Here is a 16,414-nt window from a genome sequence, read left to right on the forward strand (position 1 = left end):
CCATGGTCGCCAATGTCCTGATGCTGCACGGTATCAACCACAACATGTTTGGCAAGCGCGACCCGCGCCAGTATGGCACGGCAACCCTGGCCGACATCGACCACGCCTTGGAGGCGCTGGGCGCGGAGCTGGGGGCAAGGGTCGAAAGCTTCCAGAGCAACTTCGAAGGTGCCCTGTGCGAGCGTATCCATCGGGCCTTTGACGAGCGGGTGGATGCAGTGCTGATCAATGCCGGGGCGTGGACGCATTACAGCTACGGTATTCGTGATGCACTGGCCATTCTTGAGGTGCCGGTGGTTGAAGTGCATATGTCGAACATCCATGCTAGGGAGCCGTTTCGGCACCACTCGGTGTTTGCCGAAGTGGTGCGTGGGCAGATCTGCGGGTTTGGTGTCGAGACTTACCTGCTGGCGTTGCGTGCGGCCTTGCGCATGCTCTAGGTCCCAGCACCGACCTTTGTGGGAGCGGGCATGCCCGCTCCCACAGGGGCTGCTCCACGGCCCATGATTCATTGCCAACCAGAAGGACGCGTACCTTGGCCAATCCGGCAGCCCCCTATACCTCCCGCCAAGCCACCTGCATCGCCTTGCTGGTCGCCATCACCTTCTTCATGGAAAACCTCGACGCCACCGTCATTGCCACGGCACTGCCGCAGATGGCCAGTGACTTCGGCGAAAATGCGGTCAGCCTGAACATCGGCATCAGTGCCTACCTGCTGGCGGTGGCGGTATTCATTCCGCTGAGCGGCTGGGTGGCCGACCGCTTTGGCCCGCGACAAGTGTTCGCCGGGGCCATCGGCCTGTTTACCGTGGCGTCGTTGCTGTGTGGTATGGCCCCCAACCTGGAAGCCTTCGTCGCCGCGCGGGTATTGCAGGGTATTGGCGGTGCCTTGATGGTGCCGGTAGGCCGGTTGGTGGTGCTGCGTACCACCGAAAAGAAAGACCTGGTGAAAATGCTTGCGGTGATCACCTGGCCCGGGCTGGTGGCGCCAGTACTGGGGCCACCGCTCGGTGGCCTGATCGTCACCCATTGGTCGTGGCCCTGGATCTTCTACCTGAACATCCCCCTCGGGTTGCTGGCGATCGCGGCGGCCTGGTTACTGGTTCCGAATGCCCGTGCAGATGAAACGCGCCGTTTCGACATGCTGGGCTTCCTGTTTCTGGCGTCGGCTTGTGCGGCGTGGCTGGTCGGCCTGGAAATGCTTGGTTCACTGGCTGGGGGCAGCCTGGGGACCGGGCTGGCGCTGGTGTTGCTGGGTGGGGGGCTGACCGGGTTGGCGATCCGTCACTGCAACCGCCATCCTGCACCGCTGTTGCCACTGGCAACCCTGGCTATTCCCACGTTCAGGGTCAGCATCGTGGGCGGTACCTTGTTCCGCCTGTCGATCAGCGCCTTGCCGTTTTTGATCCCTCTGCTGTTGCAGATCGGTTTTGGCCTGTCGCCAGTGGATGCCGGGTTGCTGGTGCTGGCGATCTTCGCGGGCAACCTGGCGATGAAGCCGTTCACCACCCGCTTGCTGCGCCGTTATGGCTTTCGCCGGGTGTTGCTGGTCAATGGCGTGATTGGCGTTGGATGCATGCTGGCGTGCCTGGGCTTGCAGCCAGGCATGCCGTGGTACTGGATGGCGGCGGTGCTGTTCGTGGGTGGGCTTTCGCGGTCGATGCAATTCACCACCTACAACGCTGTCGGCTTTGCCGAAGTGCCCAAGCAGCAGATGGGCGAGGCTTCGACGTTGTTCAGCATGTGCTTCCAGCTGGCGATGGCCTTGGGTGTGGCCGTGGTGGCGCTGCTGCTACGCGTAGCGATGATGGTGCGGGGCGGCGAGACTGAGATGTCAGTCAGTGATTTTCACTGGGCGTTGATCGGCGTTGCATTGATCGCCTGCGTCGCGTTGGTGGATGCCATCCGCTTGCCGAGCAATGCAGGGGAGCAGGTCCTGCGCACCTGATGGCAGTGCTGCGTACCTAGAACGCCATCCGCCAGCAGGCGTGAGCAGGCTGCTGCGCCCGACATGGGACGCAGCAGCCGGGTGCATCACGCACCGCTGACCAGTTGGTGCGCCAGCTGGTTGTGGCGCTCCAGTACGCGGGGCAGGTCGACGGTGGCCAACTGGCCGTCCTTGACCACCACACGGCCATTGATCACGCTGGTGTGCACCTGGGTCGGGGTACAGAACACCAGTGCCGCCAGCGGGTCGTGATGGCCGCCGGCATAGGCCACGTGGCCCAGGTCGAAGGCGACAAAGTCGGCGACCATGCCGGGTGCCAGGGCGCCGATGTCATTGCGGTTGAGCACCTTGGCACCGCCCAGGGTGGCGATTTCCAGTGCTTCGCGTGCGGTCATGGCGTCGGGGCCGAAGCCTACCCGTTGCAGTAACAAGGCCTGGCGCACTTCACCGATCATGCTGGCGCCGTCGTTGGACGCCGAACCATCGACCCCCATGCCCACCGGCACGCCGTGGTCACGCATCTTGCGCACCGGGGCGATGCCTGAGGCCAGGCGCATGTTCGAGCAAGGGCAATGGGCGACCCCGGTGCCGGTGCGGGCGAACAGCTCGATGCCGTGCTGGTCGAGCTGCACACAGTGTGCGTGCCAGACATCGTGACCGACCCAGCCGAGGTCTTCGGCGTATTCGGCGGGGGTCATGCCGAATTTCTCGCGGCTGTAGGCGATATCGTTGACGTTTTCGGCCAGGTGGGTGTGTAGCGACACGCCGTACTGCCGCGCCAGCACGGCGGCTTCGCGCATCAGGTCGCGGCTGACCGAGAAGGGCGAGCAGGGCGCCACCACGATACGGCGCATCGCGCCATGGCTGGCATCGTGGTAGTCCTCGATCAGGCGCTGGGACTCCTTGAGGATGTCGGCCTCCTTTTCCACTACCGCGTCAGGCGGCAGGCCGCCCTGGCTCTGGCCCACGCTCATGCTGCCGCGCGCGGCGTGGAAGCGCATGCCGATCTCGGCGGCGGCATGGATGCTGTCGTCGAGCTTGCAGCCGTTGGGGTAGATGTACAGGTGGTCGCTGGAGGTGGTGCAGCCGGACAGGATCAGTTCGGCCATCGCGGTCTGGGTCGACACCGCGATCATTTCTGGGGTCAGGCGTGCCCAGATCGGGTACAGATTGGTCAGCCAGTTGAACAGCTCACCGTCCTGGGCAGCAGGCACCACGCGGGTGAGGCTCTGGTACATGTGGTGGTGGGTGTTGACCAGGCCCGGGATCACCACTTTGCCGGCCATGTCCAGGATGACATCAGCCTGTTGTGGCAGGGTATCGCTGGGGCCGACCTGCTTGATCAGGTTGTCTTCGATGAACAGGCCGCCGTGTTTGATTTCGCGGCGTTCGCCGTCCATGGTGACCAGGAGTGCAGCGTTCTTGACGAGGAGGGTTTTCTTGCGGGTTGAAGATGACATGGCTAAGGCCCGTCGCAATACGCATCGGCGTTTACCGAGGTCGTAGGCGAATGGTTATGTAATCAGAATTCATGAAAGTTGTATACATTGCCCCATGATTGATGAATCTGGTTCATTTAATTTATGAAATATGACCAGAAATATGAACCCATTTTGCCAATAGACTGACAGACTCTTTTCTGGAGCCTGTCTTGATGCCTGTTCATGAATCCAGCCTTGGGGCTGCCACTACCGGGCGAAATGTTGCAATCAGCATCGCCATCCTGGCCTTCTCGGCATTCCTGATCGTCACCACCGAGTTCCTCATTGTCGGGTTGCTGCCCGCGCTCAGCCAGGACCTGGAGATATCGATCTCGATGGCGGGCCAGTTGGTTACGCTGTTCGCCTTTACCGTCATGCTTGCCGGCCCGGTCTTGACAGCCGCATTGGCCCATCTGGACCGCAAGCGGTTGTTCATCGCCATCCTGCTGGTGTTTGCCGCAGCCAATGCGCTGGCTGCGGCATCGAGCAGTTTCTGGGTGCTGGCTATCGCGCGGGTGATTCCGGCTCTGGCATTGCCGGTGTTCTGGGGCACGGCCAGCGAAACGGCCGGGCACCTGGCCGGGCGTGATAGCGCGGGGCAGGCCATCGCCAAGGTTTACCTGGGCATCTCGGCGGCGATGTTGCTGGGCATTCCGCTGGGTACTGTGGCGGCCAATGCCGTGGGCTGGCGTGGCGCGTTCTGGATACTGGCCGCACTGTCGTTGCTGATGGCATTGGCCATGGGGTTGTGGATGCCGCGAGTCGCCCGCACGGCGAAAATCGATTTCATGCAGCAGGCGCGCATTTTCAAGGAGCGCTATTTTCTCGCCAATGTGCTGCTGTCGGTGGTGGTGTTCACCGCGATGTTTACCGGCTACACCTACCTGGCCGATCTGCTACAGCGGGTTGTCGGCGTCGCACCGGCTCATACCGGCTGGTGGCTGATGGGCTTTGGCGCAGTCGGCCTGTTTGGCAACTGGATCGGCGGGCGCGCAGTGGACCGTTCACCGCTCAGGGCGACGGCGCTGTTCCTGCTGCTGTTGGCCATCGGTATGGCGGCGCTGGTGCCGCTGGCAGGTGCCGGCCTGGCATTCTGCCTGGCACTGGCGGTGTGGGGCATTGCCAACACGGCGCTGTACCCCGTCAGCCAGGTGCGGGTGATGAGTTCGGTGACGCACGCCCAAGCGTTGGCCGGTACCACCAATGTGTCGGCGGCCAACGCTGGGATCGGCCTGGGCGCCTTGCTCGGTGGCATGACCATCTCTGGCTTGGGTATCGAGTACCTGGGCTACATGGCCGCCGGTGTCGCGCTGTTGGCGCTGGGCCTGGTGCCGCTGGTCAGCAGCCTTTCGCGTCAGCCCGCGGTGCTGGCACGGGTGCCGTGAGGCGACAACCGGGGCAGCAGGTAGTCGCGCAAGGCGCGTACCTTGGGTAACCCTTCGCGGCTTTTCAGCCACACCAGGTTCATCGGCAGGCCGTCGGTGGCCAGGGCCGGCAACACCTCTACCAGCCGCCCTTGATCGAGGTGTTGCTGGGTCAGCCAGGTGGGCAGCTGGCCGATGCCATGACCGGCCAGCACGGCTGCAACTTCCCCCTCGCCGTCGCCCACCGCGATGCGCGGCTGCACGGTGCGTCGCTCCATCTCGCCAGGTTGGCGGCCCTTGAAGAACCATGGGCTGACCATGCCGTCGGTGTGGCCATAGCCGATGCAGTGATGGTGTTCCAGGTCGCGCTCGTCTTGCGGCACACCGTGCTTCTCCAGGTACGAGGGGGCGGCACAGAACATCAGGCGCTGGGCACCGAAGTACTGGTGGCCGAGCGCGGTCGGCCATGCATCCGGGCCACCGATGCGCACGACGATATCGATACCTTCGTGCACCGGGTCGACAAAACGATCGGAAAACGACACATGCGGCTGCAGCAGAGGGTGCAGGCGGATAAAGTCGAGGATCAGTGGCAGCACATGCAAGCGACCGTAGGAGGCGGGTAGCTCGATTCGGACTTTACCGTGGGGTTGACTATCGCTGGCGACCAGTGCGTGCTCGACCTCTTCCAGGTCAGCCAGCACCGAGGTGCAGGTGCGGTAGAACAGCACGCCCGCTTCGCTGAGCGACAGGCTGCGGGTGGTGCGATTGAACAGGCGTGCGCCCAGGCGAGCCTCTAGCCGGGCCACACTCTTGCTGATGGCCGAGCTGGTGAGGTTGAGCCGATCGGCGGCTGCGGTGAAGCTGCCCAGATCGGCGACGGCGACGAAAACATCGATGCCTTTCAGGCGTTCGGAGGAGTACATGGCCGGCCTTTTGATGAATTGAGTTTGATTGTCAGTGCTGCATTATTGAATGCTGACAACCCAAATTCATCAATGATGTGAGCCTGTAACGGCCTCCTCGCGGCGGTTAGGCGCCTCGAAGAGGCCGGCACAGGCTACCTCAGTGCCCGTTCAAACCGTCTCGCGGGTGGCCACACCATCCACCAACCTTGTAATCCCCAGCGGGTTGGCGCTTTTCAGTGCATCCGGCAGCAGCGCCTCCGGGTAGTTCTGGAAGCACACCGGGCGTAGGAAGCGGTCGATGGCCAGGGTGCCGACCGAGGTGCCTCGGGCATCGGACGTGGCCGGGTAAGGCCCGCCATGCACCATCGCGTCGCTCACCTCAACGCCAGTAGGGTAGCCGTTCAACAGCAGGCGCCCGGCCTTGCGTTCCAGCAGTGGTACCAGCCCGGCAAAGGCGTGCAGGTCGTCAGGCTCGGCAATCAGGGTGGCAGTCAGCTGGCCTTGCAGGTGGCGCAACGCCTCGGCCAGTTGCTGGGCATCGGCCACCTCCACTACGACGGTGGTCGGGCCGAATACTTCTTCCTGTAGCAGCGGGTCGCCGTTCAGCAGCAGGCTAACGTCTGCCTTGAACAGCTGTGGCCGGGCCTGGTTACCGGTTTGCGGCTGCCCGGCCAGATGCTGGATGCCTGGGTGCGCCAGCAGGTGCTGCACACCGTTCTGGTAGCTGCGCAGGGTTCCGGCATTGAGCATGGTCTGTGGACCCTGGTCGGCCATGCGCGCCACCAGCGTGTGCACGAAGTGCTCGAACTGCGGCGACCGAATACCGATGACCAAGCCCGGGTTGGTGCAGAATTGCCCGCACCCCAGCACCACCGAGGCGGCCAGCTCTACAGCCACTTGCTCGCCACGGGCCTGCAGCGCCTGGGGCAGCACGATGACCGGGTTGATGCTGCTCATTTCGGCGAACACCGGGATTGGCTGCGGGCGCGCGGCAGCCATGTCGCACAGGGCGCGGCCACCCCGCAGCGAGCCGGTGAACCCCACTGCCTGAATGGCCGGGTGCTTGACCAGCGCTTCGCCCACGCCGGCACCGTAGATCATGTTGAACACCCCTGCCGGCATACCGCTGCTGGCCACGGCGCGGTCGATGGCTGCGGCTACATGCGCGGCAGTGAGCATGTGCCCGCTGTGCGCCTTGAACACGACGGGGCAGCCCGCTGCCAGCGCCGAGGCGGTGTCACCACCTGCCGTGGAGAAGGCCAGTGGGAAGTTGCTGGCGCCGAACACGGCCACCGGGCCCACGCCGATGCGGTACTGGCGCAGGTCCGGGCGCGGCAGCGGGGTACGCTGGGCCAGGGCGCGGTCGATGCGTGCGGCGTAGAAGTCGCCACGGCGTACCACCTCGGCAAACAGGCGCAACTGGTTGCTGGTACGGCTGCGTTCGCCACGGATGCGGGCTTCGGGCAGTGCGGTTTCGCGGCTGACATGCTGGATGAAGTCATCGCCCAGGGCGTCCAGTTCGTTGGCGATGGCGTCGAGGAAGGCGGCGCGCTGTGCCGGGCGGGTACTGCGGTAGGCCGGGTAGGCAACCTCGGCAGCCTGCACGGCAGCCTCGACTTCGTCGCCGGTCGCCTGGTGGAAGGCGTACGGCAGCGGCTCGCCGCTGTGGGCGTCGACGCTGTTCAGCAGCACGTCCCCGTTGCCGCTGAGTTGGCCGGCGATGTGGTTCAGGCGATGTTCGATGGACATTTCGGTTCCCGTTGGCAATGACAGTCGTTGCGCTGGGACTGTAGGCGGCGAACGGGAGGCTGAATAATGATTAATGCGGATCGGGTGATAACGAGCGGTTATCACCCGGTGCTCAGCGTCACTCGGCCATCTGCAACTCGGGCAGCTTCACCCGGAACGCCTTGGTCAGCCCCATCAGCACCACCAGCCCCATGCCCATCCAGCACAGGCCGATGGTGAACGACAGGCTGGTCAGGCTGCTCCACAACCACAGGGTGCTAAGGAAGCCCAGACCGGGAATGGCGCCATACAGCAGGTAGTTGCGGCCTCCGCGTAGCTTCTGATCGACCAGGTAGTGCTTGACCACCGCCAGGTTTACCGCCGAAAAGGCGAACAGGGCGCCAAAGCTGATCATGTTGGCCACGGTGTCGAGGGTGATGACCAGGGCGATGAGGGACATCAGGCTGACCACCAGAATGGCAGTCGCCGGTACGCGCTTTTTCGTCACCAGCTGGCCGAACGCGCGCGGCAATGCGCCGTCGCGGCCCATGGCGAACAGCACGCGTGACACGCTGGCCTGGGACACCATGGCCGAGGCGAAGCAGCCGGCCACGTAGGTGGCGGTGAACGCGGTAACCAGCCATTCGCCGCCCACCCGGCGCATGACATCCACCGAGGCCGAGTCGGGGTCGGCAAAGCTGCCCCAGTCGGGGAACACCATCTGTGCGCAGTACGACACCACCAGGAACAGCAGGCCGCCGATCAGCGACACGGCCAGGATCGCCACGGGAATGCGGTAGGTCGGGTTGCTGGTTTCCTCTGCCATGGTCGACACCGCATCAAAGCCGAGAAACGACAGGCACAGCACAGCGGCGCCCGTCATGATCAACGGCACGTTGAAGCCTTCGTGATGGAAGGGCGCCAGCAGCGACACCGACTCCGCCTGTCCGTTGAGCTTGAGCACGGACAGGGCGACGAAGACGATGATGAACACCAGCTGCGCCACCACCAGGATCCAGTTGACGCGGGTGATCGACTCGATGCCGATCAGGTTGAGGAAGGTGACCAGGGCGATGGAGCCCGCCACCCACACCCAGGCGTGGATCGCCGGAAAGTATTCCGACATGTAGATGCCGATCAGCAGGTAGCTGAGCAGTGGCAGGAAGATGTAGTCGAGCAGCAGCGTCCAGCCGGTGATGAAACCGATGTGGCTGCCGAAGGCTTTGCGCGTGTAGGTGTAGACCGAGCCGGAGTAGGGGTGGGCCTGGACCATGCGGCCGTAGCTGTAGGCGGTGAGCAGCATGGCGGCGAGGGTGAGCAGGTAGGCGGTGGGCAGGTGCCCTTTGGTCATCTGGGTGACCAGCCCGTAGGTGGTGAAGACGGCCAGGGGCACCATGTAGGCCAGGCCGAACAGCACCAGGGCGGTCATGCCCATGGACTTGCGGAAGCGGCCAGTGTTGGTGCCGGGGTGTGACGGTGCATGCGAAGCAGGCGAATGGGCTGTACTTGTTGTTGTATGCATTGCTAACTCCTGGAAAGGGATGCAGGGCACCGCAGTACGCGAGCAGGCTCGCTACCGGTGGGTGGTGTGCAAGGAGGTCGAGCGCAAGGCTCGCAGCGCTGGGGCGGTTTGATGCTCCCACACCCTGTGGGTGCCCGGAATCACCCTTTGGGGTGAGGGGGGCGACCCTTGGCCGACTCACCCCAACGGGTGATTTCGGTACCTGCAGCGGCGTGGGAGGATCTGGTCAACAACGCACCGCACTGGCGGCGGTGCCACTGAATAGAAACGGCAGGCCCACAGTGACTAATCAATTGCTTTCAGAACAGTGGTTCGAGCACCTGGCCAAGGTCACCGAGGCCATCGGTCGCCCGGGCTTCGCCGCCAACCTGTTTGTCGCACTTGGCGTGATCCGGCCGATCCAGGCGACCACGGTGTACCTCTACCCGCACGACGGCATGCCTTGCGCGCTGTTCGAGCAGGACGACAAGGCGCCCTGGCAGCCCGAGGGCAATGTCAGCCGCTACCTGTCGGGCTTCTACCTGCTCGACCCGTTTTACGGTGCTTGCGTGGAGCAGGTCGCGTCCGGTTGCTATGGCCTGTTCGAAGTGGCTCCCGACCACTTCGAGGTCAGCGAGTACTACCAGTCGTTCTACCGGCACTCGCACCTGGAAGATGAGCTCAACTACATCCTGCAGGTGGCGCCCGGGCAAAGCCTGGCGGTGTCGCTGGCGTTTACCGACAAGCTCGATACACAGACCCGCGAGCTGTTCGGGCGCGTCACGCCCTGGGTGCTGGCGGTACTCGGCAAGCACTTCGCCGGGCTGGACAGCCGCGCCGGGCGTTTCGAGAACATCCTCGAACAACGCATCCACGCTGCGCTGAACAACTTCGGCAGCTCGTTGCTGACCGAGCGTGAATGCCGCATCGCCCAGCTGATCCTGCGTGGCCACTCGACCAAGTCGCTGGCCGAGCGCCTGGGTGTTTCGGAAGACACCATCAAGTCGCACCGCAAGAACGTCTACGCCAAGCTCGACATCGGCACCCAGTCCGAGCTGTTTTCCCTGTTCATCGACGCGCTGGCCAATGCCCAGGGCGTGCTGGGCAAGGATCCGCTTGAAAGCTACATGGGCAAGCTGCGCTGAGCGACGGCTGCCCTGCAACCCCCACCGCAAAGGAAAACCAACAATGAACGCGCCTTTCGCCCCGCAACGCCAGACCCGTGACTACCAGGCAGCCGACGCCGCACACCATATCCATGCCTTCCTCGACCAGAAGGCGCTGAACGCCGAAGGGCCGCGGGTGATCGTGGGTGGCGAACGCCTGCACCTGTGGGACAGCGAGGGCAAGCGCTACCTGGATGGCATGTCTGGCCTGTGGTGCACCCAGCTCGGTTACGGCCGCCGCGATCTGACGGCCGCCGCTGCCACGCAGATGGACCAGCTGGCCTACTACAACATGTTCTTCCACACCACCCACCCGGCGGTGATCGAGCTGTCCGAGTTGCTGTTCAGCCTGCTGCCAGGGCACTACAGCCACGCGATCTACACCAACTCCGGCTCCGAGGCCAACGAGGTGCTGATCCGCACCGTGCGCCGCTACTGGCAGGTGGTGGGTCAGCCAGGCAAGAAAATCATGATCGGCCGCTGGAACGGCTACCACGGTTCGACCCTGGCGGCCACGGCGCTGGGCGGCATGAAGTTCATGCACGAGATGGGCGGGTTGATTCCGGACGTTGCGCACATCGATGAGCCGTACTGGTACGCAGAGGGTGGCGAGCTGACCCCGGTCGAGTTTGGCCGCCGTTGCGCCTTGCAGCTGGAGGAAAAAATCCTCGAGCTTGGCGCCGAGAACGTTGCCGGCTTTATTGCCGAGCCTTTCCAGGGTGCGGGCGGCATGATCTTCCCGCCGGAAAGCTACTGGCCGGAAATTCAGCGCATCTGCCGCCAGTACGACGTGCTGCTCTGCGCCGATGAGGTGATTGGGGGCTTTGGTCGCACCGGCGAGTGGTTTGCCCACGAATACTTCGGCTTCGAGCCCGACACCCTGTCGATCGCCAAGGGACTGACCAGTGGTTACGTGCCCATGGGCGGCCTGGTGCTGAGCAAGCGCATTGCCGAAGCGTTGGTAGAGCGCGGTGGGGTGTTTGCCCATGGCCTGACCTATTCCGGCCACCCGGTGGCGGCGGCGGTGGCCATTGCCAACCTGAAGGCGCTGCGCGACGAAGGCATCGTGCGCCAGGTGAAGGACGACACCGGGCCCTACCTGCAACGCATCTTGCGCGAGGTGTTCGCTGACCACCCGTTGATCGGCCAGGTGCAGGGTGCCGGACTGGTGGCGGCGTTGCAGTTTGCCGAGCACAAGCCAACGCGCAAGCGTTTTGCCAACGAGAACGACCTGGCCTGGCAGTGCCGTACGTTCGGTTTCGAGGAAGGGGTGATCATTCGCTCGACCCTGGGCCGGATGATCATGGCGCCGGCCTTGATCGCCAACCACAGCGAGCTGGATGAGCTGGTGGAGAAGACGCGGATTGCCGTGGACCGCACGGCCCGGTTGGTCGGCAAACTCTAACCCGTTCCCACAGGAAACGCGTAGCCCTTCATCAAAAGACTGCTCCAAGGGTATAAGGAGTACAAATGTACACCCTCGAATTCTGGCAACAACGCGCCTCGGACCTGTACCTCCCGTCCCAGGCATTTATCAGTGGCAAAGCCGTCAACGCACAGGATGGCGCCACCTTCGCCGCCATCAACCCCGCCACCAACGCCGTACTGGCCCAGGTCACTGCCTGCGGCCAGGCCGAAGTCGACCTTGCAGTGGCCAGCGCCCGCCGGGCCTTCGAGCAAGGCCCGTGGCCACGCATGGCTCCCGGCGAGCGCAAGAAGGTGCTGCTGCGCCTGGCCGAGCTGATCATGGCCCATCGCGAAGAACTGGCCTTGCTGGACTCGCTGAACATGGGCAAGCCCGTCATGGATGCCTACAACATCGATGTGCCGGGCTCGGCCCATGTATTCGCCTGGTACGGCGAGGCGCTGGACAAACTCTACGACCAGGTGGCACCCACTGCGCCCAACGCGCTTGCCACCATCACCCGGGAAGCGCTCGGTGTGGTCGCCGCCGTGGTGCCCTGGAACTTCCCGCTCGACATGGCCGCCTGGAAGCTGGCCCCGGCGCTCGCGGCCGGCAACAGCGTGGTACTCAAGCCCGCCGAGCAATCCCCGTTCTCGGCCCTGCGTCTGGCCCGGCTGGCCCTGGAAGCAGGCTTGCCGGAAGGTGTGTTGAACGTGGTGCCGGGCCTGGGTGAGCAGGCCGGACAGGCGCTGGGCCTGCACCCGGACGTAGACTGTCTGGTGTTCACCGGCTCTACCCAGGTGGGCAAGTACTTCATGCATTACTCGGCGCAATCCAACCTCAAGCAAGTGTGGCTGGAATGTGGTGGCAAAAGCCCCAACCTGGTGTTCGATAACTGCCAGGACCTCGACCTGGCGGCGGAAAAGGCCGCCTTCGGCATTTTCTTCAACCAGGGCGAGGTATGCTCGGCCAACTCGCGGCTGTATGTGCAGCGCTCGATTCATGACGAATTTGTCGAGCGCCTGCAGGCCAAGGCACGCCAATGGATGCCGGGTAATCCGCTGGACCCGGCAAGCCGCGCCGGTGCCATTGTCGATGCCGAGCAGACCGGCCGCATCGAGGCCGCCATTGCCCGCGCCGGGCAAGAGGGCGCCAGGTTGGTGTGTGGCGGTCGACGCTTGACTGTCGAAGGCTCGGACAACTACATCGAGCCGACCATTTTTGCCGGTGTCGAGGGGCGCATGCGCCTGGCGCGGGAGGAAGTGTTCGGGCCGGTGCTGGCGGTCAGCGCCTTCGACACGGAAGAAGAGGCGGTGCGCCTGGCCAACGACAGCATTTATGGCCTGGCTGCCTCGGTGTGGAGCGATGACTTCAATCAGGTGCACCGGGTGGCGCGGGCGTTGAAGGCCGGTACGGTGTCGGTGAACACGGTAGATGCGCTGGATGTGACGGTGCCGTTCGGCGGGGGCAAGCAGTCGGGGTTTGGCCGCGACTTGTCGCTGCATTCGTTCGATAAGTATTCGCAGCTCAAGACCACCTGGTACCAGCTGCGCGCCTGATGCGTTGTTCATGAACTGCGTCGCCTGCTTCGCGGGTTCAACCGCGAAGAGGCCAGCGCAGGGCAGCGATCAGGCCTTGCTGTCGAGCAAGCGCTGATACCGCGACAGGCTCTCTTCCAGGTGTTTGCGCAGCGCCGTGCGCGCACTGGCCACGTCGCCCATGCTGATTGCCGACAGGATTGCCCCGTGTTCACGGGCGATTTTCTTGATATGCGCCTGGCGGTTCTTGCCGGTGACCTGCCCATGCTTGAGGTTCAGGTCGAGGATGATGTCCGGCCCCAGCGCCTCCAGCAGTTGGGTGAAGTGCGGGTTGCTGGTGGCGCGGGCAATCGCCAGGTGGAACTCGAAGTCGGCCTTGGCTTCTTCCTCTTGCGTGGCGCCGTCCAGCGAGTTGAAGCGGTCGAACGCCTCGGTGATCGCCGCCATGCTCGCAGGGCTGCGGCGCTCGGCGGCGCGGGCGACCGATTCGGTCTCGATGCCCAGGCGCAGTTCAAGGATCTGCGCTGCAGCGCGTACATCATCGACAACGCTGTCGATGGCGAAGCCGATGCGCTTTACATCCTGCTCGACCACGAATACGCCCACACCCTGGCGAGCGATCAGGCGCCCGCCAAGGCGCAGCGAGGCCACCGCCTCGCGGATGACGGGGCGGCTGACGTTGAACTCTTTGCACAGCTCCTGTTCGGACGGCAGTTTGTCGCCCGGGCCGTAGGTGCCGTTGTCGATCCGGCTGGAAAGCTCCTGGATCACGGTTTCCGCCAGGTTGGCGCGGCGCGTGCCTAACGACGCATTCATAGAAGGGTTGCTCCTGAAACTGATTGGCTCATCACGGTTGATTCTCCGGCAGGTTGCGCGCAGCCCTGATGCCCCTTGCGGCGGGATCCGTAGCCAACCAGCGGTGATGGTGTCGGCATATGTTATCAAACATCTTACTAGTCAGGCTCATGCCCTGCTTTTTGATTGCGTGCATCGCTTGTCGCCGGAAAGATTATTTTACCTTCTCCCGTAGTATACACCCATTGACAGTTGCCTGCTGACTGTTATCTTACAAGCGCGATGGCGTTCCGGCCAATTTGCATGCGGTAAGCGATGTCGAGGTTCGTCCAATCACTACTGGGAGCTGAGCATGAATAACAACAAGGGAGGGCGTACAGCCCTTGCGACCGCGGTAACATTGCTGATGGCCATGGGGACGGCACACGCAGCAGGCAGTGAAATTGTCAGGATCGGCTTCGCCGGCCCCCTGACCGGGCCCTCGGCGCACCAAGGACAGGACGTCGAGCATGGCATCCAGATTGCGGTGGAAGAGGCCAACCAGCAGCAACTGAAAATCGGTGACAAGGTGGCCCGGTTCAAGCTGGTTTCCGAAGACGATGTCGCCGACCCGCGCACAGGCACTGCGGTGGCGCAGCGGCTGGTGGACGCTAAAGTGGCGGTGGTGATCGGTCACTACAACTCTGGCACCAGTATTCCCGCTTCGAAAATCTATGCCGCCGCCGGCATTCCGCAAATCTCGCCTTCGGCCACCAACCCCACCTTGACCCGCCAGGGTATCGCTTCGGTATTTCGCACCGTCAACGACGACGCCACCCTTGGCCGTTATGCCGGCAATTACCTGGTCAGCCAGCTCAAGGCTCAGCGCATTGCCATCTTCGATGACCGCACCGCGTATGGCCAAGGCCTGGCCGATGAGGTGACCAAGGCGGTCAAGGCGGCGGGTGGCAACGTGGTGGTGCGCGAGTACACCAATGACAAGTCGACCGACTTCAATGCCATCCTCACCACGGCCAAGGCGCAAAAGGCCGATGCAGTGTTCTTTGCCGCCCTCGACTACCAGGCCGCCCCGATGGCCAGGCAGATGAAGAACCTGGGCCTGAAGGCGCGCTTCATGAACATCGGCAACCTGCCCAACGATTCGTTCAGGCAGATGGCCGGCAGCGCCGCTGAAGGCACCTACGCCTGGAACTACGGCACGCCGTTGCAGGACATGCCCAAGGGCGCGGCTTTCGAGCAGAAGCTCAAGGACAAGTTCGGCGTGGGCGTGGTGCAGTCGTCGCCCGCCGCCTATGACGCCACCTGGGCGGCAATCAACGCCATGGTCAAGGCCGGCTCCGACGACCCCAAAGTGTACTTGCCTGTGCTCAAGAACCAGCGTTACGAAGGCGTCACCGGCACCATCGCCTTCGACGATCAGGGCAACCTGAAGAACCCGGCGGCCACCGTGTTCCAGTTCGCCGACGGCGGCTGGAAAACCCTGTCGGTCGAGCGCGACTGAGCAGCACCTCATAACAAGCAGGCGCCGGCCTGCCACATAACAAGAAGACTTTTCCCACCTGCCAGGCCTGTCGGCGTGTGGCGCTGAGCCGCCGCGCGCCGACGACAACGCAGTTTCGAGGATTCAGCGCGTGGACGGTAATTTCGATATCTTGTTGCAACAGGTCCTCAACGGCCTGGTGCTGGGCAGCATCTATGCCCTGGTAGCCCTGGGCTACACCATGGTCTACGGCATCATCGGCCTGATCAACTTCGCCCACGGCGAGGTGGTGATGGTTGGCGCCATGGTGACCATTTCGGTCCTGACGATGCTCGCTGGCGCAGGCTTTGCCCCCGGGCTGATTACCTTGCTCCTGGCGATCATGGCCGCCGTGGTGGTGTGCATGCTGCTGGCCCAGGGCATGGAAAAGTACGCTTATCGCCCCTTGCGCAAAGCCCCGCGGTTAACCCCGCTGATTCTCGCCATTGGCATCTCCATCGCCCTGCAGAACCTGGCGATGATGATCTGGGGGCGCGGCTACAAGACCTTCCCTGAAGTGGTCGAGACGCAGCCGGTCGACGTGTTCGGCGCCACCGTCACCAACGTGCAGCTGTCGATCATGCTGATTGCCGTGGTGATCATGCTTGGCTTGTGGCTGCTGGTGGACAAGACCCGCCTGGGCAAGGCCATGCGTGCCACCGCGCAAAACCAGGAAGTGGCCGGGTTGATGGGCATCAACATCAACCGCGTGATCAGCGCCACCTTCCTGATCGGCGCCAGCCTGGGTGCCATCGCCGGGGTAATGCGTGCGATCAACTACGGCCAGGCCGATGCCTACATGGGCTTGCTGCTGGGCCTGAAGGCGTTCTCGGCGGCGGTGCTGGGCGGTATCGGCAACCTGTTCGGCGCCATGGCCGGCGGCCTGTTGCTGGGGCTGATCGAGTCGCTGGCAGCGGGCTACACCGGCCAGATCACCGGCGGTTTCCTGGGCGCCAACTACCAGGACATCTTCGCCTTCGCGGTGCTGATCCTGGTGTTGCTGTTCCGGCCAAACGGCCTGCTTGGCGAACGCCAGGCCGACCGGGCGTGAGGAGGCGGTC

The 16,414-nt window shown here is 63.7% G+C and carries 13 protein-coding genes; 8 read left to right on the plus strand and 5 right to left on the minus strand.

All coding sequences use genetic code 11. From position 1 onward, the window contains the following. Window positions 1-2: 2 nt before the first annotated feature. Both aroQ and D906_RS09595 read left to right on the plus strand, forming a co-directional pair. Window positions 3-440 carry a type II 3-dehydroquinate dehydratase gene (gene aroQ, locus D906_RS09590; RefSeq protein WP_019098899.1) on the plus strand — a complete coding sequence of 146 codons (438 nt, stop codon included), beginning with the start codon at window positions 3-5 and terminating at the stop codon, window positions 438-440. 95 nt (window positions 441-535) lie between these two features. Beyond that, a complete protein-coding gene (locus D906_RS09595; protein WP_019098898.1) occupies window positions 536-1,948 on the plus strand; it encodes an MFS transporter in 1,413 nt (470 codons plus the stop codon). Window positions 1,949-2,034: 86 nt separating this feature from the next. Here D906_RS09595 and D906_RS09600 read toward each other — a convergent pair whose 3' ends face one another. Next, window positions 2,035-3,408 carry an 8-oxoguanine deaminase gene (locus tag D906_RS09600; RefSeq protein WP_097156169.1) on the minus strand — a complete coding sequence of 458 codons (1,374 nt, stop codon included), beginning with the start codon at window positions 3,406-3,408 and terminating at the stop codon, window positions 2,035-2,037. 194 nt (window positions 3,409-3,602) lie between these two features. On the opposite strand from D906_RS09600, the gene D906_RS09605 reads away from it, so the two are divergent. After that, complete coding sequence (locus D906_RS09605) at window positions 3,603-4,814, plus strand: MFS transporter (protein ID WP_027615116.1); 1,212 nt, start codon at window positions 3,603-3,605, stop codon at window positions 4,812-4,814. Here D906_RS09605 and D906_RS09610 read toward each other — a convergent pair. The 3 genes from D906_RS09610 to D906_RS09620 form a co-directional block, all read right to left on the minus strand. Then, a complete protein-coding gene (locus D906_RS09610) occupies window positions 4,784-5,719 on the minus strand; it encodes a LysR family transcriptional regulator (RefSeq protein WP_027615117.1) in 936 nt (311 codons plus the stop codon). The two genes, D906_RS09605 and D906_RS09610, sit on opposite strands and share 31 nt — an antisense overlap. Window positions 5,720-5,869: 150 nt before the next feature. Beyond that, window positions 5,870-7,450: an aldehyde dehydrogenase (NADP(+)) gene (locus D906_RS09615; protein WP_027609083.1), complete on the minus strand. Its 1,581-nt coding sequence runs from the start codon at window positions 7,448-7,450 to the stop codon at window positions 5,870-5,872. 118 nt (window positions 7,451-7,568) lie between these two features. After that, window positions 7,569-8,951, minus strand: a complete 1,383-nt coding sequence (locus D906_RS09620) for an APC family permease (protein WP_019098893.1) — start codon at window positions 8,949-8,951, stop codon at window positions 7,569-7,571. 281 nt (window positions 8,952-9,232) lie between these two features. Here D906_RS09620 and D906_RS09625 point away from each other — a divergent pair, with 281 nt between their 5' ends. The 3 genes from D906_RS09625 (at window position 9,233) to D906_RS09635 (ending at window position 13,060) form a co-directional block, all read left to right on the plus strand. Continuing rightward, on the plus strand, window positions 9,233-10,075 hold the full coding sequence (locus tag D906_RS09625) for a helix-turn-helix transcriptional regulator (RefSeq protein ID WP_016714597.1): 843 nt from the start codon (window positions 9,233-9,235) through the stop codon (window positions 10,073-10,075). A 43-nt stretch (window positions 10,076-10,118) separates the two neighbouring features. Continuing rightward, window positions 10,119-11,501: an aspartate aminotransferase family protein gene (locus D906_RS09630; RefSeq protein ID WP_016714596.1), complete on the plus strand. Its 1,383-nt coding sequence runs from the start codon at window positions 10,119-10,121 to the stop codon at window positions 11,499-11,501. Window positions 11,502-11,566: 65 nt separating this feature from the next. Next, window positions 11,567-13,060: an aldehyde dehydrogenase gene (locus tag D906_RS09635; protein WP_025754527.1), complete on the plus strand. Its 1,494-nt coding sequence runs from the start codon at window positions 11,567-11,569 to the stop codon at window positions 13,058-13,060. Window positions 13,061-13,129: 69 nt separating this feature from the next. On the opposite strand, the gene D906_RS09640 is transcribed toward D906_RS09635, so the two are convergent. Continuing rightward, window positions 13,130-13,855: a FadR/GntR family transcriptional regulator gene (locus D906_RS09640; RefSeq protein ID WP_016714594.1), complete on the minus strand. Its 726-nt coding sequence runs from the start codon at window positions 13,853-13,855 to the stop codon at window positions 13,130-13,132. A 331-nt stretch (window positions 13,856-14,186) separates the two neighbouring features. Between D906_RS09640 and D906_RS09645 the strand changes: the two genes are divergently transcribed. Together D906_RS09645 and D906_RS09650 are read left to right on the plus strand one after the other, a co-directional pair. Continuing rightward, window positions 14,187-15,335, plus strand: coding sequence for a branched-chain amino acid ABC transporter substrate-binding protein (locus D906_RS09645; RefSeq protein WP_027609080.1), 1,149 nt, complete (start codon window positions 14,187-14,189; stop codon window positions 15,333-15,335). Window positions 15,336-15,465: 130 nt separating this feature from the next. Then, window positions 15,466-16,404: a branched-chain amino acid ABC transporter permease gene (locus D906_RS09650; protein ID WP_019098889.1), complete on the plus strand. Its 939-nt coding sequence runs from the start codon at window positions 15,466-15,468 to the stop codon at window positions 16,402-16,404. Window positions 16,405-16,414: the final 10 nt, after the last annotated feature.

It is taken from the genome of Pseudomonas sp. LAIL14HWK12:I1 (assembly GCF_003202095.1).
Classification (GTDB): Bacteria; Pseudomonadota; Gammaproteobacteria; order Pseudomonadales; family Pseudomonadaceae; genus Aquipseudomonas; species Aquipseudomonas monteilii.

Bases quoted from the DNA above. Each gene is read 5' to 3' on its own strand.
- D906_RS09615 (WP_027609083.1), bottom strand. From the start codon at position 7,450: ATGTCCATCGAACATCGCCTGAACCACATCGCCGGCCAACTCAGCGGC.
- D906_RS09635 (WP_025754527.1), top strand. From the start codon at position 11,567: ATGTACACCCTCGAATTCTGGCAACAACGCGCCTCGGACCTGTACCTC.
- D906_RS09640 (WP_016714594.1), bottom strand. From the start codon at position 13,855: ATGAATGCGTCGTTAGGCACGCGCCGCGCCAACCTGGCGGAAACCGTG.
- D906_RS09600 (WP_097156169.1), bottom strand. From the start codon at position 3,408: ATGTCATCTTCAACCCGCAAGAAAACCCTCCTCGTCAAGAACGCTGCA.
- D906_RS09645 (WP_027609080.1), top strand. From the start codon at position 14,187: ATGAATAACAACAAGGGAGGGCGTACAGCCCTTGCGACCGCGGTAACA.
- D906_RS09620 (WP_019098893.1), bottom strand. From the start codon at position 8,951: ATGCATACAACAACAAGTACAGCCCATTCGCCTGCTTCGCATGCACCG.
- aroQ (WP_019098899.1), top strand. From the start codon at position 3: ATGGTCGCCAATGTCCTGATGCTGCACGGTATCAACCACAACATGTTT.
- D906_RS09605 (WP_027615116.1), top strand. From the start codon at position 3,603: ATGCCTGTTCATGAATCCAGCCTTGGGGCTGCCACTACCGGGCGAAAT.
- D906_RS09610 (WP_027615117.1), bottom strand. From the start codon at position 5,719: ATGTACTCCTCCGAACGCCTGAAAGGCATCGATGTTTTCGTCGCCGTC.
- D906_RS09630 (WP_016714596.1), top strand. From the start codon at position 10,119: ATGAACGCGCCTTTCGCCCCGCAACGCCAGACCCGTGACTACCAGGCA.